A 15,500-nucleotide genomic window follows, 5' to 3' on the forward strand; every position below is an offset into this window, starting at 1 on the left:
TGGCCAGATCCTATGTGAACGTTCACGGCTTGCGTCCCGCGAAGCCTCTTGCTACGGTTTGTGAACGTTCACATCAACGATGACGGATGGCATGAGGACGACGATGTCTGCAGCACAGCGCTTGACGGCCGCAGGGGCGGCTCTCGCGGAAGGCCGCGCGCGGCTGGGTATCGAACTGGGCTCGACCCGGATCAAGGCAGTGATCCTCGGCGCCGACGAGACCGTCATCGCGACCGGCAGCGCAACGTGGGAGAACCAGTACGTCGATCGCGTGTGGACCTACTCGCTGGACGCTGTGTGGGAAGGTCTGCAAGAGGCCTACGCGACGGTCTGCGAGGATGCCGTCCACCGGCACGGCGTGCGCCCCACGAGTTTCGCCGCCATGGGCGTGTCCGCGATGATGCACGGCTACCTGGCTTTCGACGAGCAGGAACGCCTGCTCGTCCCCTTCCGCACGTGGCGGAACACCTCGACCGCCGCCGCAGCAGCCGAGCTCACCGAGCTTCTGGGCCACAACATCCCGCTCCGCTGGTCGGTGGCTCACCTGTATCAAGCGGTGCTGGACGCGGAGCCTCACGTGCCCCACGTGCGCCTCGTCACCACGCTCGCCGGGTACGTCCACTGGCGCCTGACCGGACGCAGGGTGCTCGGCGTGGGCGACGCCTCCGGCATGTTCCCGATCGACCCGGTGACACACGGCTACGACCGCGAGCATGCCGCGGAGGTCGACCGCGTCCTCGCCGGGCACGGCGTCCGGCTGCGGATCGCAGAGATTTTCCCCGAGCCGCTGGACGCCGGCCGGGACGCCGGTGTGCTCACCCCTCAGGGAGCCGCCCGGCTCGACCCGAGCGGCCGTCTCGAGGCGGGCGTGCCGCTGTGCCCGCCCGAGGGCGACGCCGGCACGGGAATGGTCGCCACGAACTCGGTCTCCCCTCGCTCGGGCAACGTCAGTGTCGGCACGTCGATCTTCGCCATGGTCGTCCTTGAGCACCCGTTGATCGCGGTGCACCCCGAACTGGACCTCGTCACCACCCCCACGGGTGATCAGGTGGCGATGGTCCACTGCAACAACGGCGCCAGCGAACTGGGCGCCTGGGCCGGGGTGTTCGGCGAGTTCGCGACGGCCCTCGGCGGGTCTGCCGACCCGGACGCGGTGTTCGCGGCTCTGCTCGAGGCCTCCCTGGACGGACAGCCCGATGCCGGTGGGCTGATCGCCTACAACACGCTCTCCGGCGAGCCGATCACCGGCCTCGACGAGGGACGTCCACTGGTCGTTCGCACCCCTGACAGCCGTTTCACGCTCGCGAACTTCGTGCGGGCACAGGTGTACGGGGTGTTCGCGACGCTCAGCCTCGGGATGCGCGTCCTCCGTGACGAGGACGTCGCGCTCGACACGATGTACGCGCACGGCGGGGTCTTCCGCACCGCGGGGGTGGCCCAGCGCTTCCTCGCCGCGGCGATCGGCACACCGGTCGCCGTATCCCGGACGGCCGGCGAGGGCGGCGCATGGGGCGCAGCCGTGCTCGCCTCCTACCTCGCGAACGGCGCAGGACGCACCCTCGGGCAGTTCCTGTCCCAGGACGTGTTCGGCTCCATGAGTTCCGAGGTGGTCACGCCCGATCCGGTGGACACGGCCGGTTACGAGGCATTTCTGAACCGCTACGAGGCGGGACTCGCGGTCGAACGGGCCGCGGTGGGGGCACTCCGGTGACCACCGGGTGCACGGATACGAGGACTGGAGGAACGATGACCTGTCTGGAGGACTACCCGCCGGAGGTTCGGGCGGAGGTGGGCCAGGTGCGGCAGTCGGTGTGCGACCTGCACGCCGAGTTGCCCCGGTGGGGGCTGGTCGTGTGGACGGCGGGCAACGTCTCGCAGCGGCTGCACTCCGCCGACCTGTTCGTCATCAAGCCGTCAGGCGTCCGCTACGACGAGCTGACACCCGAGTCGATGGTGGTGTGTGATCTCGACGGCAACCTGGTGGACGGCACGCGGTCGCCCTCGTCCGACACCGCCGCCCACGCGTACGTGTACCGGCACATGCCCAAGGTGTACGGCGTGGTGCACACCCACTCGACCTACGCCACCGCGTGGGCGGCGCGAGGGGAGGAGATCCCCTGCGTGCTGACGATGATGGGCGACGAGTTCGGCGGCCCCGTTCCCGTCGGGCCGTTCGCGATCATCGGCGACGATTCGATCGGCCGGGGCATCGTCGAGACCCTGCGCGCTTCGAGATCGCCGGCCGTACTCATGTGCAACCACGGGCCGTTCACCGTCGGCAAGGACGCGACGGCCGCAGTCAAGGCCGCGGTGATGGTCGAGGAGGTCGCGCGGACCGTGCACATGGCGATGCAGCTGGGCGACCCGCTGCCCATTCCGCAGGACCGCATCGACGCCCTCTACGACCGCTACACGAACGTCTACGGGCAGCACTGACGCGTCCCGCAGCAATCCACCCACCACAAGCAAAGGGTCAACGATGAAGAACCCCTTCGAGGAGAAACGAGTCTGGCTGCTCACCGGCAGCCAGGGCCTCTACGGCGAGGAGACCCTCGCGCAAGTCGCTGAGCAGTCGCAGCGAGTCGCCGAACTCCTCAACCAGTCGGGCGACATCCCGGTCGAGGTCGTCTGGCGACCCGTGCTGACCGATTCCGAGTCGATTCTCCGGGCGATCCTGGACGCCGGCTCGGACGACACGGTGATCGGGGTGATCGCCTGGATGCACACGTTCTCGCCGGCCAAGATGTGGATCCGTGGGCTGGAGGCGCTGCGCAAGCCGCTGCTCCACCTGCACACCCAGGCCAACGAGGCGCTTCCCTGGTCGACGATCGACATGGACTTCATGAACCTCAATCAGGCCGCGCACGGCGACCGCGAGTTCGGCTACATCCTCACCCGTCTGGGCATCCCCCGGACCACCGTGGTCGGGTACGCGGGCGACCACGCGGTCACACAACGGATCGGCATATGGACGCGCGCCTCGGCGGGCTGGGACGCCGCCCAGCACCTGGTGCTGGCCCGGTTCGGCGACAACATGCGCAACGTCGCGGTCACCGAGGGCGACAAGACCGAGGCCGAGATCCGGTTCGGCGCGTCGGTCAACACGTGGGGCATCAACGATCTGGCGGACGCGATCGCCCAGGTGCCCCAGAGCACCGTCGACGCACTGGTCGCCGAGTACGCACAGGCCTACGACGTGGTCCCCGACTTGCTCCCCGGCGGCGCGCGTCACGATTCACTGCGGTACGCCGCGGCCCAGGAAGCCGGGCTGCGCTCGCTGCTGGAATCGGTGAACGCGACGGCGTTCACCGACACGTTCGAAGACCTCGGCGCCCTGCGTCAGCTTCCTGGCCTGGCGGTTCAGAGGCTGATGGCCGACGGCTACGGGTTCGGGGCCGAAGGCGACTGGAAGACTGCGGTGCTGGCGCGACTGGCCAAGGTCATGGGCCACGGCCTGCCGGGTGGGGCGAGCATGATGGAGGACTACTGCTACAACTTCGTGCCCGGCGCCGAGAAGATCCTGGGCGCGCACATGCTCGAGGTGTGTCCGTCGTTGACCCAGGACAAGCCGCGCCTCGAGATCCATCCCCTGGGGATCGGAGACCGGGAGGACCCGGTACGGCTCGTGTTCGACGCCGACCCCGGTCCCGCGCTGGTGCTGGCCCTCAGCGACCTGCGTGACAGGTTCCGTATCACGGTCAATGTCGTCGAGGTGGTCGAACCCGACGAACCGCTACCGAAGCTGCCCGTGGCACGCGCCGTGTGGCGTCCCGCCCCCGACCTTCCCACCTCGGCGGCGTCCTGGTTGACCGCAGGCGCGGCACACCACACCGTCTTGACCAGTGCGGTTCCACTCGACGCGTGGCGGGATTTCGCCAAGATCGCCGGCGTGGAACTCGCCGTGATCGACAACGACACAACTGTGAGGAGGTTCGAAGAGGAATTGCGCTGGAACGCCGTGTACTACAGGGTGGCGCAGGGGCTCTAGTCCGGCCCACGTCACCGACATCTCTACTGGTTCCCGAAGTCGGCGAAGGACGTCACACGAGATGCGTGAATGTGAACGTTATCGCCGAAGCATCGAAACGAACGGTCCTTCTCAGGACCACCAACTCTCCGGCTGTCGGCCGGACTGATCTCAAGGAGGAGATCGATGATCTCTCACAAGACATTGCGTCGCGGCGCCGGGGCCGTAGCCGCCCTCACCATGGCCTTCGCGTTCACCGCTTGCGGTAACGGCGGCGGCAGTGGCTCCGACGAATCGAGCAGTGGCGACCTGACCACCATCGGATTCGTCGCCGTCGGCCCGGAAGGCGACTGGCGCAACGCCAACGAACAGAACATCCAGGACACCTTCACGGCCGACGCGGGCTTCGACCTGAAGTACGCGCCCGCAGAAGACCTCGACCAGGCCTCGCAGATCGAGGCGTTCGACTCGTTCGTCGACGAGGGCGTGGATGTCATCCTGCTCTCCGCGACCGAGGCGACCGGCTGGGAGGACTCCCTCGAACGCGCCAAGGAGGCCGAGATCCCGGTGATCCTGCTCGATCGCGGCATCGAACCCGACGACACCAGCTTGTACGTCACTCGCATCGCTCCCGACAACGTCGCCGTCTCCGAGTCGGTCGCCGACTGGGCCGTGTCGGAGTTCCCCGACGGGGCGAACTACTACGTGCTGGAGGGACCGGCCGGCGTCTCGGTGGTCAACGAGCGCAACGAGGGCTGGGACTCCGTGATGGACTCGCAGACGGCGTTCTCGAAGGTCGGCGCGCAGACCGCCAACTGGTCGGCCGAAGAAGCCAAGAGCGTTGTCGAGACCGTGCTCAAGGCGAACAACAACGACATCCAGCTCATCTTCGCCCAGAACGACGAGATGGGCCTGGGGGCTGTGCAAGCCGTCCAGGAGGCGGGTCTCACCCCGGGTGAGGACGTGAAGATCGCCACCATCGACGGGACGAAGGGAGCCCTCGAGGCCCTCGCCGACGGCGAACTCAGCTTCGTGGCCGAGTACAACCCGCTGTTCGGCGACATCGCTCTCGACGTCGTCGAGAAGACCCTGGCCGGCGAGTCGGTCGATTCCTACATCCGTGTCGACTCGACCACGTTCGATTCGCCGGAAGCTGCCGACAAGGCCCTGCCCGACCGCAAGTACTGATCCGCGAGCACAGACACGTACCGAATCATCCGGACGGCTCGTCCGAACGCGAGCCGTCCGGAGACCAGGTGCGGGGCAATCCGATGGACAAGGCGGCCCCGCACCGAACCGGACACGTCACGCATACCCGGAAACGGGGTTAGGAACGTCACCATGACTGGTACATCGCCGATCGTCGAGATGACCGGAATCTCGATCGAGTTCCCAGGCGTCAAGGCACTCGACGGCGTCGACTTCCGGCTCTTCCCCGGCGAGGTGCACAGCCTCATGGGCGAGAACGGGGCAGGCAAGTCAACTCTCATCAAGGCGCTCACGGGCGTCTACAAGATCGATTCCGGCACCATCCGCGTGCAGGGCACCCAGCGCCGCTTCGGTGGCACCGCCGACGCTCAGCAGGCCGGCATCTCGACGGTGTACCAGGAGGTCAACCTGTGCACCAACCTCTCCATCGGAGAGAACGTCATGCTCGGCCATGAGGTGCACGGCCGGTTCGGGATCAACTGGAAAGCCACCTACCAGCGCGCGGCCGACGCTCTGGGGCGTCTCGGGCTCAGCTATCTCGACCCGACCCGGCCGCTGTCCGCCATCTCCATCGCGTTGCAGCAGATCGTGGCCATCAGCCGCGCGATGGTCGCCGAGTCGAAGGTGCTCATCCTGGACGAGCCGACGTCCTCACTGGACGCCAACGAGGTCGAGGGGCTCTTCGCGGTCGTGCGCAGCCTGCGCGACCAGGGTGTGGCCATCCTGTTCGTCTCACACTTCCTCGATCAGGTGTACGCCATCAGCGACCGTATGACCGTCTTGCGCAACGGTCAGTACGTCGGCGAATACCTGACCAGCGAACTCGACCGGCGCTCCCTGATCGAGAAGATGATCGGCAAGGATCTCTCGACGCTCGAGTCGTTGGGCAGCGGACGCGAGCACGGTGTACACGCGGCCGACGCAACCCCGGTGCTCACCGCCCGGGGTCTCGAACGGCGCGGTTCGATCGAGGCGACCGATATCGACCTCTACCGGGGTGAGGTGCTCGGGATCGCGGGGCTCCTCGGCTCCGGGCGGACCGAGCTGGCACGCCTGCTCTACGGCGCGGACAAGGCGGAAGCCGGATCGGTCGACGTCGACGGCAAGGAAGTGACGCTGTCGAGCCCGGTGGTCGGGTTGGACAACCGGATCGCCTTCTCGACCGAGAACCGACGCGACGAGGGCATCGTCGGCGACCTGACGGTTCGGGAGAACCTCGTCCTGGCGGTGCAGGCCAAGCGCGGCTGGATGCGCCCGCTGTCCCGCAAGCAACAGGACGAGATCGTCGGACGCTACATGACCGCCCTCGGCGTCCGGCCGAACGATCCCGAACGGCCGATCAAGAACCTCTCCGGAGGTAACCAACAGAAGGTGCTGCTCGGCCGCTGGCTGGCGACCCGCCCCGAGGTGCTCATCCTCGACGAACCCACCCGCGGCATCGACGTCGGGGCGAAGGCGGAGATCCAGGAGCACGTGGTGCGCCTGGCCGACGACGGCGTCAGCGTCGTGTTCATCTCGTCGGAACTCGAGGAGGTGGTTCGCCTGTCCGACCGGATCGTCGTCCTCAAGGACCACCAGAAGATAGCCGAACTCGACAACGGCCCCGAGGTCACGGCGTCCAGCATCGTCGACATCATCGCGACCTATCAGACCCCGCCGAGGCCCGAGGACGGGCCCGCCGAGGCAGACGGAACGGAGCCAGCCGCATGAACAGTGAGAAGACAGACTGGGCGAGCGTCCTCGGCCAGACGGCCCGCAAGCCGTTCTTCTGGGGGATCGTCGCGATCGTGGTGCTGCTCGGGATCAACCTCGTGAAGGATCCGTCCTTCCTGGCCATCAGCTACAACGCGAACACCGGATACCTCTCCGGCAACGTCCTCGACATCCTGCGAGCCGCCGCGCCGATCATGCTCATCGCAGTGGGGATGACGCTCGTCGTCGCCACCGCCGGGATCGACCTGTCGGTCGGCTCGGTGATGGTGGCCTCCGGCGCCGTCGCGATGCAGTTCCTGGCGGGTGTCAACACACCCGGCTCGGCAGGTGCGGCGCTGGGGGCCGTTCTGCTCGCGCTCGCGGTCGGCGCGGCGATGGGTCTGCTGTCCGGTGTGCTGGTCGCGTACGTGGGGCTCCAGCCCTTCATCACCACACTGGTGATGATGATGGCCGGCCGCGGCCTCGCCAAGGTGATCACGGGCGGCAACAACACCAAGGCCTCCAACGACGCCTTCTCCTGGATCGCCAACGGACGAGTCCTCGGCTTCCCGGTGGTCTTCGTCATCGCGGTCGTGGTGGTTGTGCTGGTCGCCCTGGTCATCCGCTGGACAGCGCTGGGCATGATGATCGAGGCGATCGGCATCAACGCCAACGCGGCACGGATGGCCGGGATCAAGCCGCGCGGCCTGCTCGTCACCGTCTACACGGTCAGCGGCCTGCTCGCGGCCGGCGCGGGGATGATGTCGGTCGCATCGGTGATGACCGTGGATGTCTCCCAGACCGGCAATGGCCTGGAGATGGACGCGATCCTCGCCCTCGTCGTCGGCGGTACGTCCCTGGCCGGTGGCAAGTTCCACATCGGTGGCTCGGTCGTCGGTGCCCTGATGATCACCACGCTCGACAAGACGGTGAAGTTCCTGGGCATCGCGTCCTCGGCCACGCCGGCGTTCAAGGCCGCCGTGATCATCATCTTGTGCCTGCTGCAGTCCGAACGCGTGCGCAACCTCCTTCTGAGGCGTAGACGCGACAAGAGTACGGTCGCCGCCCCGATAGCGGTCGCGACCCCGAAAGAGAGTGTGACGGCATGAGCGCGGTTGCCGTGCATCCCGGGACGACCGGGACGAGTGCGTGGGATTCGATCAAGCGGTTCCTCGACGCGAAGGCGATGCTGTTACCCACATTCGCCGCGCTGGTGATCTTCGTCGGGATGCTCGTCTACGGCCAGGCCGAATACGGGCTGCTCGTCTCAGGCGGCTCGATGCAGTGGGGAACCATCTCGAACCTGCTGCTCAACAACGCCCACATGATCATCCTCGCTGTGGGAATGACATTCGTGATCCTCACCGGAGGCATCGACCTGTCCGTCGGCGCAGTGATCGCCTTCTCCTCACTGGCAGGGGTGATGCTCACCAACGCCGGCCTCAACGGTTGGCTCGCGATGATCGTCATGGTGCTCGTCGGCACGCTGTTCGGCCTGTTCTCCGGTGTGCTGATCCAGTACTTCAACTTCCAGCCGTTCATCGCCACGCTGGCGACCATGTTCCTGGCGCGCGGCCTGGCGTCGATGCTCAGCACCGATCCCCAACGCGTGGACGCCGACTCGCCGATCAAGCTCGTGTCGGCCGACATCAAGCTCATCGACGGGCCGAAGGTCAACGACCTGATCGTCACACCCGGAGTGCTCGCCGCGATCCTCGTGGTCGCGCTGGGATTCTGGGTGTTGCACCGCACCCGCACCGGCCGGACGGTGTACGCGATCGGCGGTTCGGAAACCTCCGCGGCACTCATGGGCCTACCCGTGGTCCGCACAAAACTGTTCATCTACACGATGAGCGGCACCATGGCCGGCCTTGCCGGGCTGGTCTACACCGCCGAACTCGGCAAGGCACAGAACATCACCGGGACGGGATGGGAGCTCGACGCGATCGCGGCCACGGTGATCGGTGGCACGCTGCTCACCGGGGCCTTCGGGTACGTCCTCGGGTCGGTCGTCGGCGCGCTGGTTCTCGGGCTGATGACCGTGCTCATCACCCGCAACGGCGCGATCCCCTCGGAGTGGACGACCATCATCACCGGCGCGATCCTGCTGGTGTTCGTCCTGCTCCAGCGAGCCATCACGTTGCGGAGGAAATAGCCGGGTCGCCACGAACGAGAGTTTCTCTTCTGGCAACCGGCGTTGCCGGGAAGGGTAACCTCGGTCAAGGGAATACCCGGATTTCACGAGAGCGCCGCCGCTGAGCAGGGCGCCATCGTCCCGGCTCACGGCCGCTCGAGGACGGGCACAGTCCCCATTCTCGTGGAAAGAAGAAAGATGGTCACAGTAGCCAAGAACATGGTCGACACCCTCGCGGCGAGCGGGGTCAAACGCGTCTACGGGATTCCCGGCGACTCCCTCAACGGCTTCACCGATGCTCTGCGAGGCTCCGGAATCGAGTGGGTCCACGTCCGGCACGAGGAGGCGGCGGCCTTCGCCGCGGGCGCTGAGGCCGCTCTGACCGGCGAACTCGCGGTCTGCGTCGGCAGCTGTGGCCCGGGCAACCTGCACCTGATCAACGGCCTGTTCGATGCCCAGCGATCCAGGGTGCCGGTGCTGGCCATCGCGGCCCACATCCCGACCTCCGAGATCGGCAGTGGCTACTTCCAGGAGACCCACCCGCAAGAGCTGTTCCGGGAGTGCTCGGTGTATGTCGAGTACGCGGCCGACCCCGTCCAGATGCCCCGGGTCCTGCGGACCGCGATGCAGGCCGCCCTGGCTCAGCGCGGCGTCGCGGTCGTGGTCATCCCCGGAGACGTGGCTCTCGCGGACGCACAGGACGCCACAATCACCCCGGTTCGTGCCGCGACCCCCAAGGTGCTCCCGTCGAGCGACGAACTGCGCGAGGCCGCGTCCCTGCTCGACAAGGCCAAGAAGGTGACGATCCTCGCCGGGGCCGGCACCGAGGGTGCCCACGACCAGGTGATCGCGCTGGCCGATGCGCTGGCCGCCCCGATCGTCCACACTCTGCGCAGCAAGCAGTTCGTCGAGTACGACAACCCGTTCGATGTCGGCATGACCGGGCTGTTGGGATTCGCCTCGGGCTACCGGGCGATGGAAAACTGTGACACCCTGCTCATGCTCGGCACCGATTTCCCCTACCGCCCCTTCCTGCCGGATCAGGCGGCCGTGATCCAGGTGGACCTGCGCGGGGAGCACCTCGGCCGGCGCGTCCCCCTCAAGCTCGGCCTGATCGGGGACGTCGGTGACACCGCGGAGGCCCTGCTTCCGCTGCTCACCCGGCACACCGACCGGTCGCACCTGGACGATTCGCTGGCCCACTACGCCAAGACCCGTACCAAGCTGGACGACCTGGCCACCCCGCGCAAGGGCAAGCAGGCGCTGCATCCGCAGTACATCGCGAAGCTGCTCGACGAGGTCGCCGCCGACGATGCCGTCTTCATCCCGGACGTCGGCTCCCCGGTGATCTGGGCAGCGCGTTACCTGAAGATGAACGGGAAGCGCAAGCTCATCGGCTCGTTCATCCATGGCTCGATGGCCAACGCCTTGCCGCAGGCCGTGGGCGCTGCCTCGGCCTTCCCCGGACGTCAGGTCGTCGCTCTGTCGGGGGACGGCGGAGTCGAGATGCTGCTGGGCGAACTGTTGACCCTCACCCAGAACAAGCTTCCCGTGAAGGTGGTCGTCTTCAACAACTCCTCGCTGAACTTCGTGGAGCTCGAGATGAAGGCGAGCGGGTTCGTCACCCACACCACCGACCTCGAGAACCCCAGCCTCGCCGGCATCGCGAAGGCGGCTGGGCTCAAGGGCTTCCGGGTCGAGAAGTCCGACGACCTGCAAGCGGTGCTGAAGGAAGCGTTCGCCTACGACGGGCCCGCCCTCATCGACATCGTCACCGAACGGCAGGAGTTGACCATCCCGCCGTCGGTCAAGCTCGACCAGGCAAAGGGCTTCGCCCTCTACGCGATGCGTACTCTGCTGTCCGGACGAGGCGACGAGCTGGTTGACCTCACCCGGGCCAACCTGCACCAGGTGTTCTGAGCAGAGGGTTGTGGCGCTCGTCCGGTTCGGGTCGAGCGCCACAACCGATCCGGACAGATCGAGGGGCGGTCGCCATAAGTCCGCGAAACACATCCGGAGGGTGGGCGACGTTTTCACCCCACCGAGGCCATCCCCGCGGCCCGCTGCCGTTGATGCTCGTCGGGCTCACCGTGGTCACCGGGCTCGTCGACGCCTCCAGCTACTTCGAACGGTGGGCGCCTGGCGAGCCTCCTCGTCCACCGGCGATTGGACGAAAACTCACTGACGCCCGGCCTGCCGCACCACATGTGCTCGCGGCGGTTCCGCATCACCTGTTCCCTCCTCGTGGGACGAGAGGGGACGTCGTGTCCCGCGGAACTATGATCGCCCGAGTGACGACAGCCGGCCCGCGACCCGCGTTGGTGTCGATCCCCTTGGCCTCCCGTCGGCACGCTCCGGGCGCGAGCCCGTCGCGGCGGGCGAGGTGACGGACGACGTGATCGGCGCAAACCTCGGGTCGGCCTGGAAGTCGCTCGGCGAACGAGTCGTGCAGTTGTTCGCCTCGAAACGCTGGAGAGTTGCCCGCAACGGTGTCCTGGCGGGTCTCCTGGGCGGGGCCCTCAGCAGCGCATACCGGGTGGGTATCGCCGTGAGCAGCGATGTCGCGCACCGGATCTACGCATATCTGGGCGAGCGTCCCGGCTTCGTCGCACTGTGGGCCGTGGCGGCGCTGGCGGCCACCGTGGTCGTATGGCGATTGCTGCAATGGGAGCCCATGTCGTCGGGATCGGGGATTCCCCAGGTCAAGGGCATACTCAACGGCGTCATGACCATGCGCCCCGTGCCCGTGGTCGTCGCACGATTCCTCGGGGGGACGACCGGATCGCTCTTCGGCCTCTCGCTCGGACGCGAGGGGCCGTCGATCCACATCGGAGCGGCCGTCGGGCAGATGCTCTCCGCACCCCTGAAGGCGACGCCCGAGGAGGAACGTCACCTTCTCACCAGCGGCGCGTCCGCCGGCCTGTCGGCCGCCTTCAACGCCCCGGTTTCCGGGATGCTGTTCGGCATCGAGGGTCTGCACCGCAGTTTCTCCCCGCTCGTGATCGCCTCGGCCTCGACAGGGGCTCTCGCCGCGGACGCGGTCTCGCGCCTGGCCTTCGGCCCTCATCCCATCCTGCAGTTCGGCCAGGTCGAGGAACTGGCCCTTCCGCTTCTCTGGGTGGTGATACCCCTCGGTGTCCTGACGGGTCTGGCCGGTGCGCTGGTGAACCGGTTGCTCCTTGGGGCCCAGACGTGGATGGCCCGGTTCCCCGGCCCCGCACGCATACCCGTCGCGCTTCTCCTCGCCCTGCCGTGCGGGCTGTGGCTTCCCCAGGTGCTCGGCGGCGGGGAGGACCTCATCGGCTGGGCCGAGTTCGAGGCAACAGGGATCGGGCTGGTTCTCCTGCTCCTCGCCGTGAAGATGGCATTCACGGCGACCAGTTTCGGCTGCGGTATCCCCGGTGGCATCTTCATGCCGATCCTCGCCATCGGCACCCTGACCGGCTCCGCCTATGCGCTCATGACGCAGTACGCAGGGCTCCCGGTGCAGTATCAGTCGATTCTGGCCGTCTGCGGCATGGCCGGCGTCCTGGCGGCCAGCGTGCGCACTCCCCTGACATCGATCCTTCTCACCGCGGAGATGACCGGGAGCCTCGCCCACCTCCTGCCGGTCGCCATCGTGGTGATCATCGCCGTCTTCACGGCCGATGCGCTACGCGTCCCGCCCATCTACGAGGCTCTGCTCAACCGAGCTCTCGATCGCACGCGGTGACGAAGCTCGGACGATCACCGCGCGGGCAGATTGTCGCCCGGGTTCTCGGCGGGAGGCCGGCCGCGGTCAAACCCGCGTGATTCGCCCGTTCCGACCGGTGAACGGTCGTCCGCCCTGTTTCTTGCACATCGACACGCCCGAGGAGCGTCGGGAAAGCGCTTGCTATGGCGTGTCGATGTGCGCGCAGCAGGGTTTGCGGCAACAGTCCGCCCATTCCGGACGCTCGGTCGTCAGCCACACGGCGCGGTCCGCAGCGGGGTTCGCCTCGATGACGAGTCCGACGACCGACGACGGACCGGGGCCGACGATCAGGCCGTCGTCCACAGCGGGTGCGGGTGCGACCAGCTGTCGTCCAAGCGCGGCAACCCGGACGCGCCTCAATGTTTCAGCCATGTCACCGCGTTGGTCACGGACCGAGACGCCACGTGTGGCCGAGTTAAACTCGCCCGGTGCCAAAATCCGACTCCTCCACCCCACGCCCCCGTCAGACCCAGAAGGCGGACCACGCGTCCGACCAAGTGGGCCCGGCGCTGATCATCGCACTCGCGATCCTGGCAATGGTCGGGTCCGTCTCCACCGACATGTTTCTCGCCGGATTGCCCCGCATCCGCGTCGACCTGAACACGACCACCGCGACGGTTCAGCTCACGCTGTCGCTGTTCATGGTCGGCATGGCGGTCGGGCAGTTGTTCTGGGGCCCGCTCTCGGATCGGCTCGGACGACGCGGCCCGTTGCTCGTCGCGGTCACGCTGTTCGCGTTGTCCAGCATCGCGGCGCCGCTCGCGACGAACATCTGGATGCTCGTCAGCATCCGTCTGGTTCAGGGATTCACCGGGTCGGCGGGCGTCGTGATCGGCCGTGCCGTCGCCCGCGACAGGGCCCGGGGCATCCAGCTCGCGAAGGTCTTCAGTTTCATCGGCATGGTGTTGGGCATCGCTCCCATCGCCTCACCGATCATCGGCGGGTTGGTGATCGGGACGATCGGATGGCGTGGCGTCCTGTGGATCGTGTTCGGAGTGGGCGTCCTCATGGCGATCTCCGCCTTCGCCCTGATTCCGGAGTCACTGCCCGAGCAGCACCGCCTTCGCGGTGGCAGCCGTGAGTTCTTCGGCACGCTCGGCGACGTGGTACGCGACGTCCCCTTCCTCGGCTACACCGCGTCCGCGATCTTCGGCTTCGGGGCGATGTTCTCCTACATCTCCGGTTCCTCGGTGGTGATGCAGGAGCGGTACGGCCTCAACGGCCTGCAATACACCCTGTGTTTCGCCGTCAATGCGGTGGGCATGCTGCTCATGGGGTTCGTGAACTCGCGCATCGTCGGACGCGTCCAGCCCGACAAGATCCTGCGCGTCGCGACAGGGGTGATGCTCGCGGGTTCCGTGGTGTTGTTCGTGCTGGGTGAACTTCTCCCGAACATGCCCGTCTGGCTGGTCATCGTGCTGGTGTTCGTCACCACCACGGTCAACCCGCTCATCATGGCGAACACCTCGACCCTCGGGCTGAGCCGCCATCGCAAGGGTGCCGGTATGGCATCCGCCTTCATGGGCATGCTGCAGTACGCCGTCGCAGGCGCGGTCTCCCCATTGGTCGCCGTGGGCGGCACAGTCACGCTGCGTTCGATGAGCCTGGTGATGGTCGTCAGCGCGGCCCTCGCCGTCGCCGGGAACGTGGTGACGCGGGTCTCGTTGCGTCGGCGTGGTGAGACGGGACACATGACCGACGACTCAGGCCACGAGCAGCACCCCGAACCCGCGCCGGACAGCCTGCCGGATTCGGAAGCCGTGCCCACCGACATTCAGGACCCGGGTTCAACGCGATCGGTCGACTCAGCCACGGAGCGCACCGAAGCGTAGTCGAGCGGACCCGCCGCACCGGCACGGCGCAGTTCGTCGAGGACGCGCCGTACGGCCCGGCGCTCAGCCTTGTCCGGCCGCAGGATCGCGGACACGTAACGGGTGGCGGGCACTCCCTCCAACTCGCGCAGAACCAACCCACCGCCGTTCGGAGTGGTGAACCGCGGCAGGATCGCCACGCATTCGCTGGAGGCCACGAGCGACTCGATCAGGCGATTGTCGCGCAGTCTCTGCTGGATGCGCAGTGAAGCACCGGTGGCACTCTCGATCGCCAACCGCACGGTGTCGAACGGATAGCCGACCGGTACGCCGATCCACTCACAGTCGAGAAGATCGTCGGGCCGGATCCGGGCTTGCCCCGCCAGTCGGTGCCCGGCCGCCATGGCCACGTCGAGCGGTTCTCGCGCCAGGGCCACGACGGTGAGACCGTCGGTGCCCGCAGGCCGCCGGCCGGTCAGGCTGTGACCGATGACGATGTCGACCTCGGCGGCCAGGCTCGCGAACTGGGCCTCGGCAACGTCGTGATCGTGTATCACGATCTCGATCCCGGTATCGTCGAGCGCTCGGAACACCCGCGCCATGAGGAAGGTCGCGGCCGAGGGCAGGGACGCGATGGACACCGTGCCGGACAGGTCGTCACGAAAAGCGTCCCAACGTGCTTGCACCCGTTCGAGAGCCGCCGCGACGTCGGTGCAGCCCTCGGCAAGAATGCGCCCCGCCTCGGTCAGCCGAACCCCCCGGCCGTCCGGTTCGACGAGGGGCACCCGCAGATCGCGTTGCGCGGTCCTGAGCTGCTGAGACACCGCTGAGGGAGTGCGGAAAGTGGCCCGGGCAACTGCGGTGAGGCTGCCGTAGTGCTCCAGATCACGCATCAGTTCCAGGTGCCGAAGTTCCATGTAGGTAGCCTACAGAATAGGGCCATAAATATTCACT

Annotated in this window: 12 protein-coding genes; 10 read left to right on the plus strand and 2 right to left on the minus strand. The window is 67.2% G+C overall.

The window, feature by feature from the left end; genetic code table 11:
* Positions 1-103 precede the first annotated feature (103 nt).
* From FB473_RS09000 to FB473_RS09040, 9 genes are all read left to right on the plus strand, one after another.
* Positions 104-1,711, plus strand: coding sequence for an FGGY-family carbohydrate kinase (locus tag FB473_RS09000; protein ID WP_208390501.1), 1,608 nt, complete (start codon positions 104-106; stop codon positions 1,709-1,711).
* Positions 1,712-1,746: 35 nt separating this feature from the next.
* Positions 1,747-2,436, plus strand: coding sequence for an L-ribulose-5-phosphate 4-epimerase (locus FB473_RS09005; protein ID WP_167166617.1), 690 nt, complete (start codon positions 1,747-1,749; stop codon positions 2,434-2,436).
* Positions 2,437-2,479: 43 nt separating this feature from the next.
* Positions 2,480-3,988 carry an L-arabinose isomerase gene (gene araA / locus FB473_RS09010; protein ID WP_167166619.1) on the plus strand — a complete coding sequence of 503 codons (1,509 nt, stop codon included), beginning with the start codon at positions 2,480-2,482 and terminating at the stop codon, positions 3,986-3,988.
* Between the two features lie 165 nt (positions 3,989-4,153).
* Positions 4,154-5,155, plus strand: coding sequence for an ABC transporter substrate-binding protein (locus tag FB473_RS09015; RefSeq protein ID WP_167166621.1), 1,002 nt, complete (start codon positions 4,154-4,156; stop codon positions 5,153-5,155).
* A gap of 153 nt (positions 5,156-5,308) precedes the next feature.
* Complete coding sequence (locus tag FB473_RS09020) at positions 5,309-6,886, plus strand: sugar ABC transporter ATP-binding protein (RefSeq protein ID WP_167166623.1); 1,578 nt, start codon at positions 5,309-5,311, stop codon at positions 6,884-6,886.
* Positions 6,883-7,977 carry an ABC transporter permease gene (locus FB473_RS09025; protein ID WP_167166625.1) on the plus strand — a complete coding sequence of 365 codons (1,095 nt, stop codon included), beginning with the start codon at positions 6,883-6,885 and terminating at the stop codon, positions 7,975-7,977. Before FB473_RS09020 ends, FB473_RS09025 begins: the two co-directional genes overlap by 4 nt.
* Positions 7,974-9,023: an ABC transporter permease subunit gene (locus FB473_RS09030; protein WP_167166627.1), complete on the plus strand. Its 1,050-nt coding sequence runs from the start codon at positions 7,974-7,976 to the stop codon at positions 9,021-9,023. The genes FB473_RS09025 and FB473_RS09030 overlap by 4 nt, the downstream gene beginning before the upstream one ends.
* 177 nt (positions 9,024-9,200) lie before the next feature.
* Positions 9,201-10,922 (plus strand): ubiquinone-dependent pyruvate dehydrogenase, encoded by a 1,722-nt coding sequence (poxB, locus tag FB473_RS09035; RefSeq protein ID WP_167166629.1) that lies wholly within the window; start codon positions 9,201-9,203, stop codon positions 10,920-10,922.
* A gap of 475 nt (positions 10,923-11,397) precedes the next feature.
* Positions 11,398-12,714 (plus strand): chloride channel protein, encoded by a 1,317-nt coding sequence (locus FB473_RS09040; RefSeq protein WP_167166631.1) that lies wholly within the window; start codon positions 11,398-11,400, stop codon positions 12,712-12,714.
* 162 nt (positions 12,715-12,876) lie between these two features.
* Here the strand turns inward: FB473_RS09040 and FB473_RS09045 are convergent, their stop codons facing one another.
* Positions 12,877-13,107: a hypothetical protein gene (locus tag FB473_RS09045; protein ID WP_167166633.1), complete on the minus strand. Its 231-nt coding sequence runs from the start codon at positions 13,105-13,107 to the stop codon at positions 12,877-12,879.
* Positions 13,108-13,163: 56 nt separating this feature from the next.
* Here FB473_RS09045 and FB473_RS09050 point away from each other — a divergent pair, with 56 nt between their 5' ends.
* Positions 13,164-14,567: a Bcr/CflA family efflux MFS transporter gene (locus FB473_RS09050; RefSeq protein WP_167166635.1), complete on the plus strand. Its 1,404-nt coding sequence runs from the start codon at positions 13,164-13,166 to the stop codon at positions 14,565-14,567.
* Here FB473_RS09050 and FB473_RS09055 read toward each other — a convergent pair.
* Positions 14,510-15,463, minus strand: coding sequence for a LysR family transcriptional regulator (locus FB473_RS09055; protein ID WP_167166637.1), 954 nt, complete (start codon positions 15,461-15,463; stop codon positions 14,510-14,512). The two genes, FB473_RS09050 and FB473_RS09055, sit on opposite strands and share 58 nt — an antisense overlap.
* Between the last annotated feature and the right edge of the window lie 37 nt (positions 15,464-15,500).

Origin of the sequence: Brooklawnia cerclae, from assembly GCF_011758645.1 — a bacterium.
Lineage (GTDB): Bacteria > Actinomycetota > Actinomycetes > Propionibacteriales > Propionibacteriaceae > Brooklawnia > Brooklawnia cerclae.

Excerpts from the sequence above, each read along its gene's own strand:
- FB473_RS09000 (WP_208390501.1), top strand. The coding sequence starts at position 104 with ATGTCTGCAGCACAGCGCTTGACGGCCGCAGGGGCGGCTCTCGCGGAA.
- araA (WP_167166619.1), top strand. The coding sequence starts at position 2,480 with ATGAAGAACCCCTTCGAGGAGAAACGAGTCTGGCTGCTCACCGGCAGC.
- FB473_RS09045 (WP_167166633.1), bottom strand. The coding sequence starts at position 13,107 with ATGGCTGAAACATTGAGGCGCGTCCGGGTTGCCGCGCTTGGACGACAG.
- FB473_RS09025 (WP_167166625.1), top strand. The coding sequence starts at position 6,883 with ATGAACAGTGAGAAGACAGACTGGGCGAGCGTCCTCGGCCAGACGGCC.
- FB473_RS09005 (WP_167166617.1), top strand. The coding sequence starts at position 1,747 with ATGACCTGTCTGGAGGACTACCCGCCGGAGGTTCGGGCGGAGGTGGGC.
- poxB (WP_167166629.1), top strand. The coding sequence starts at position 9,201 with ATGGTCACAGTAGCCAAGAACATGGTCGACACCCTCGCGGCGAGCGGG.
- FB473_RS09055 (WP_167166637.1), bottom strand. The coding sequence starts at position 15,463 with ATGGAACTTCGGCACCTGGAACTGATGCGTGATCTGGAGCACTACGGC.
- FB473_RS09020 (WP_167166623.1), top strand. The coding sequence starts at position 5,309 with ATGACTGGTACATCGCCGATCGTCGAGATGACCGGAATCTCGATCGAG.
- FB473_RS09030 (WP_167166627.1), top strand. The coding sequence starts at position 7,974 with ATGAGCGCGGTTGCCGTGCATCCCGGGACGACCGGGACGAGTGCGTGG.
- FB473_RS09015 (WP_167166621.1), top strand. The coding sequence starts at position 4,154 with ATGATCTCTCACAAGACATTGCGTCGCGGCGCCGGGGCCGTAGCCGCC.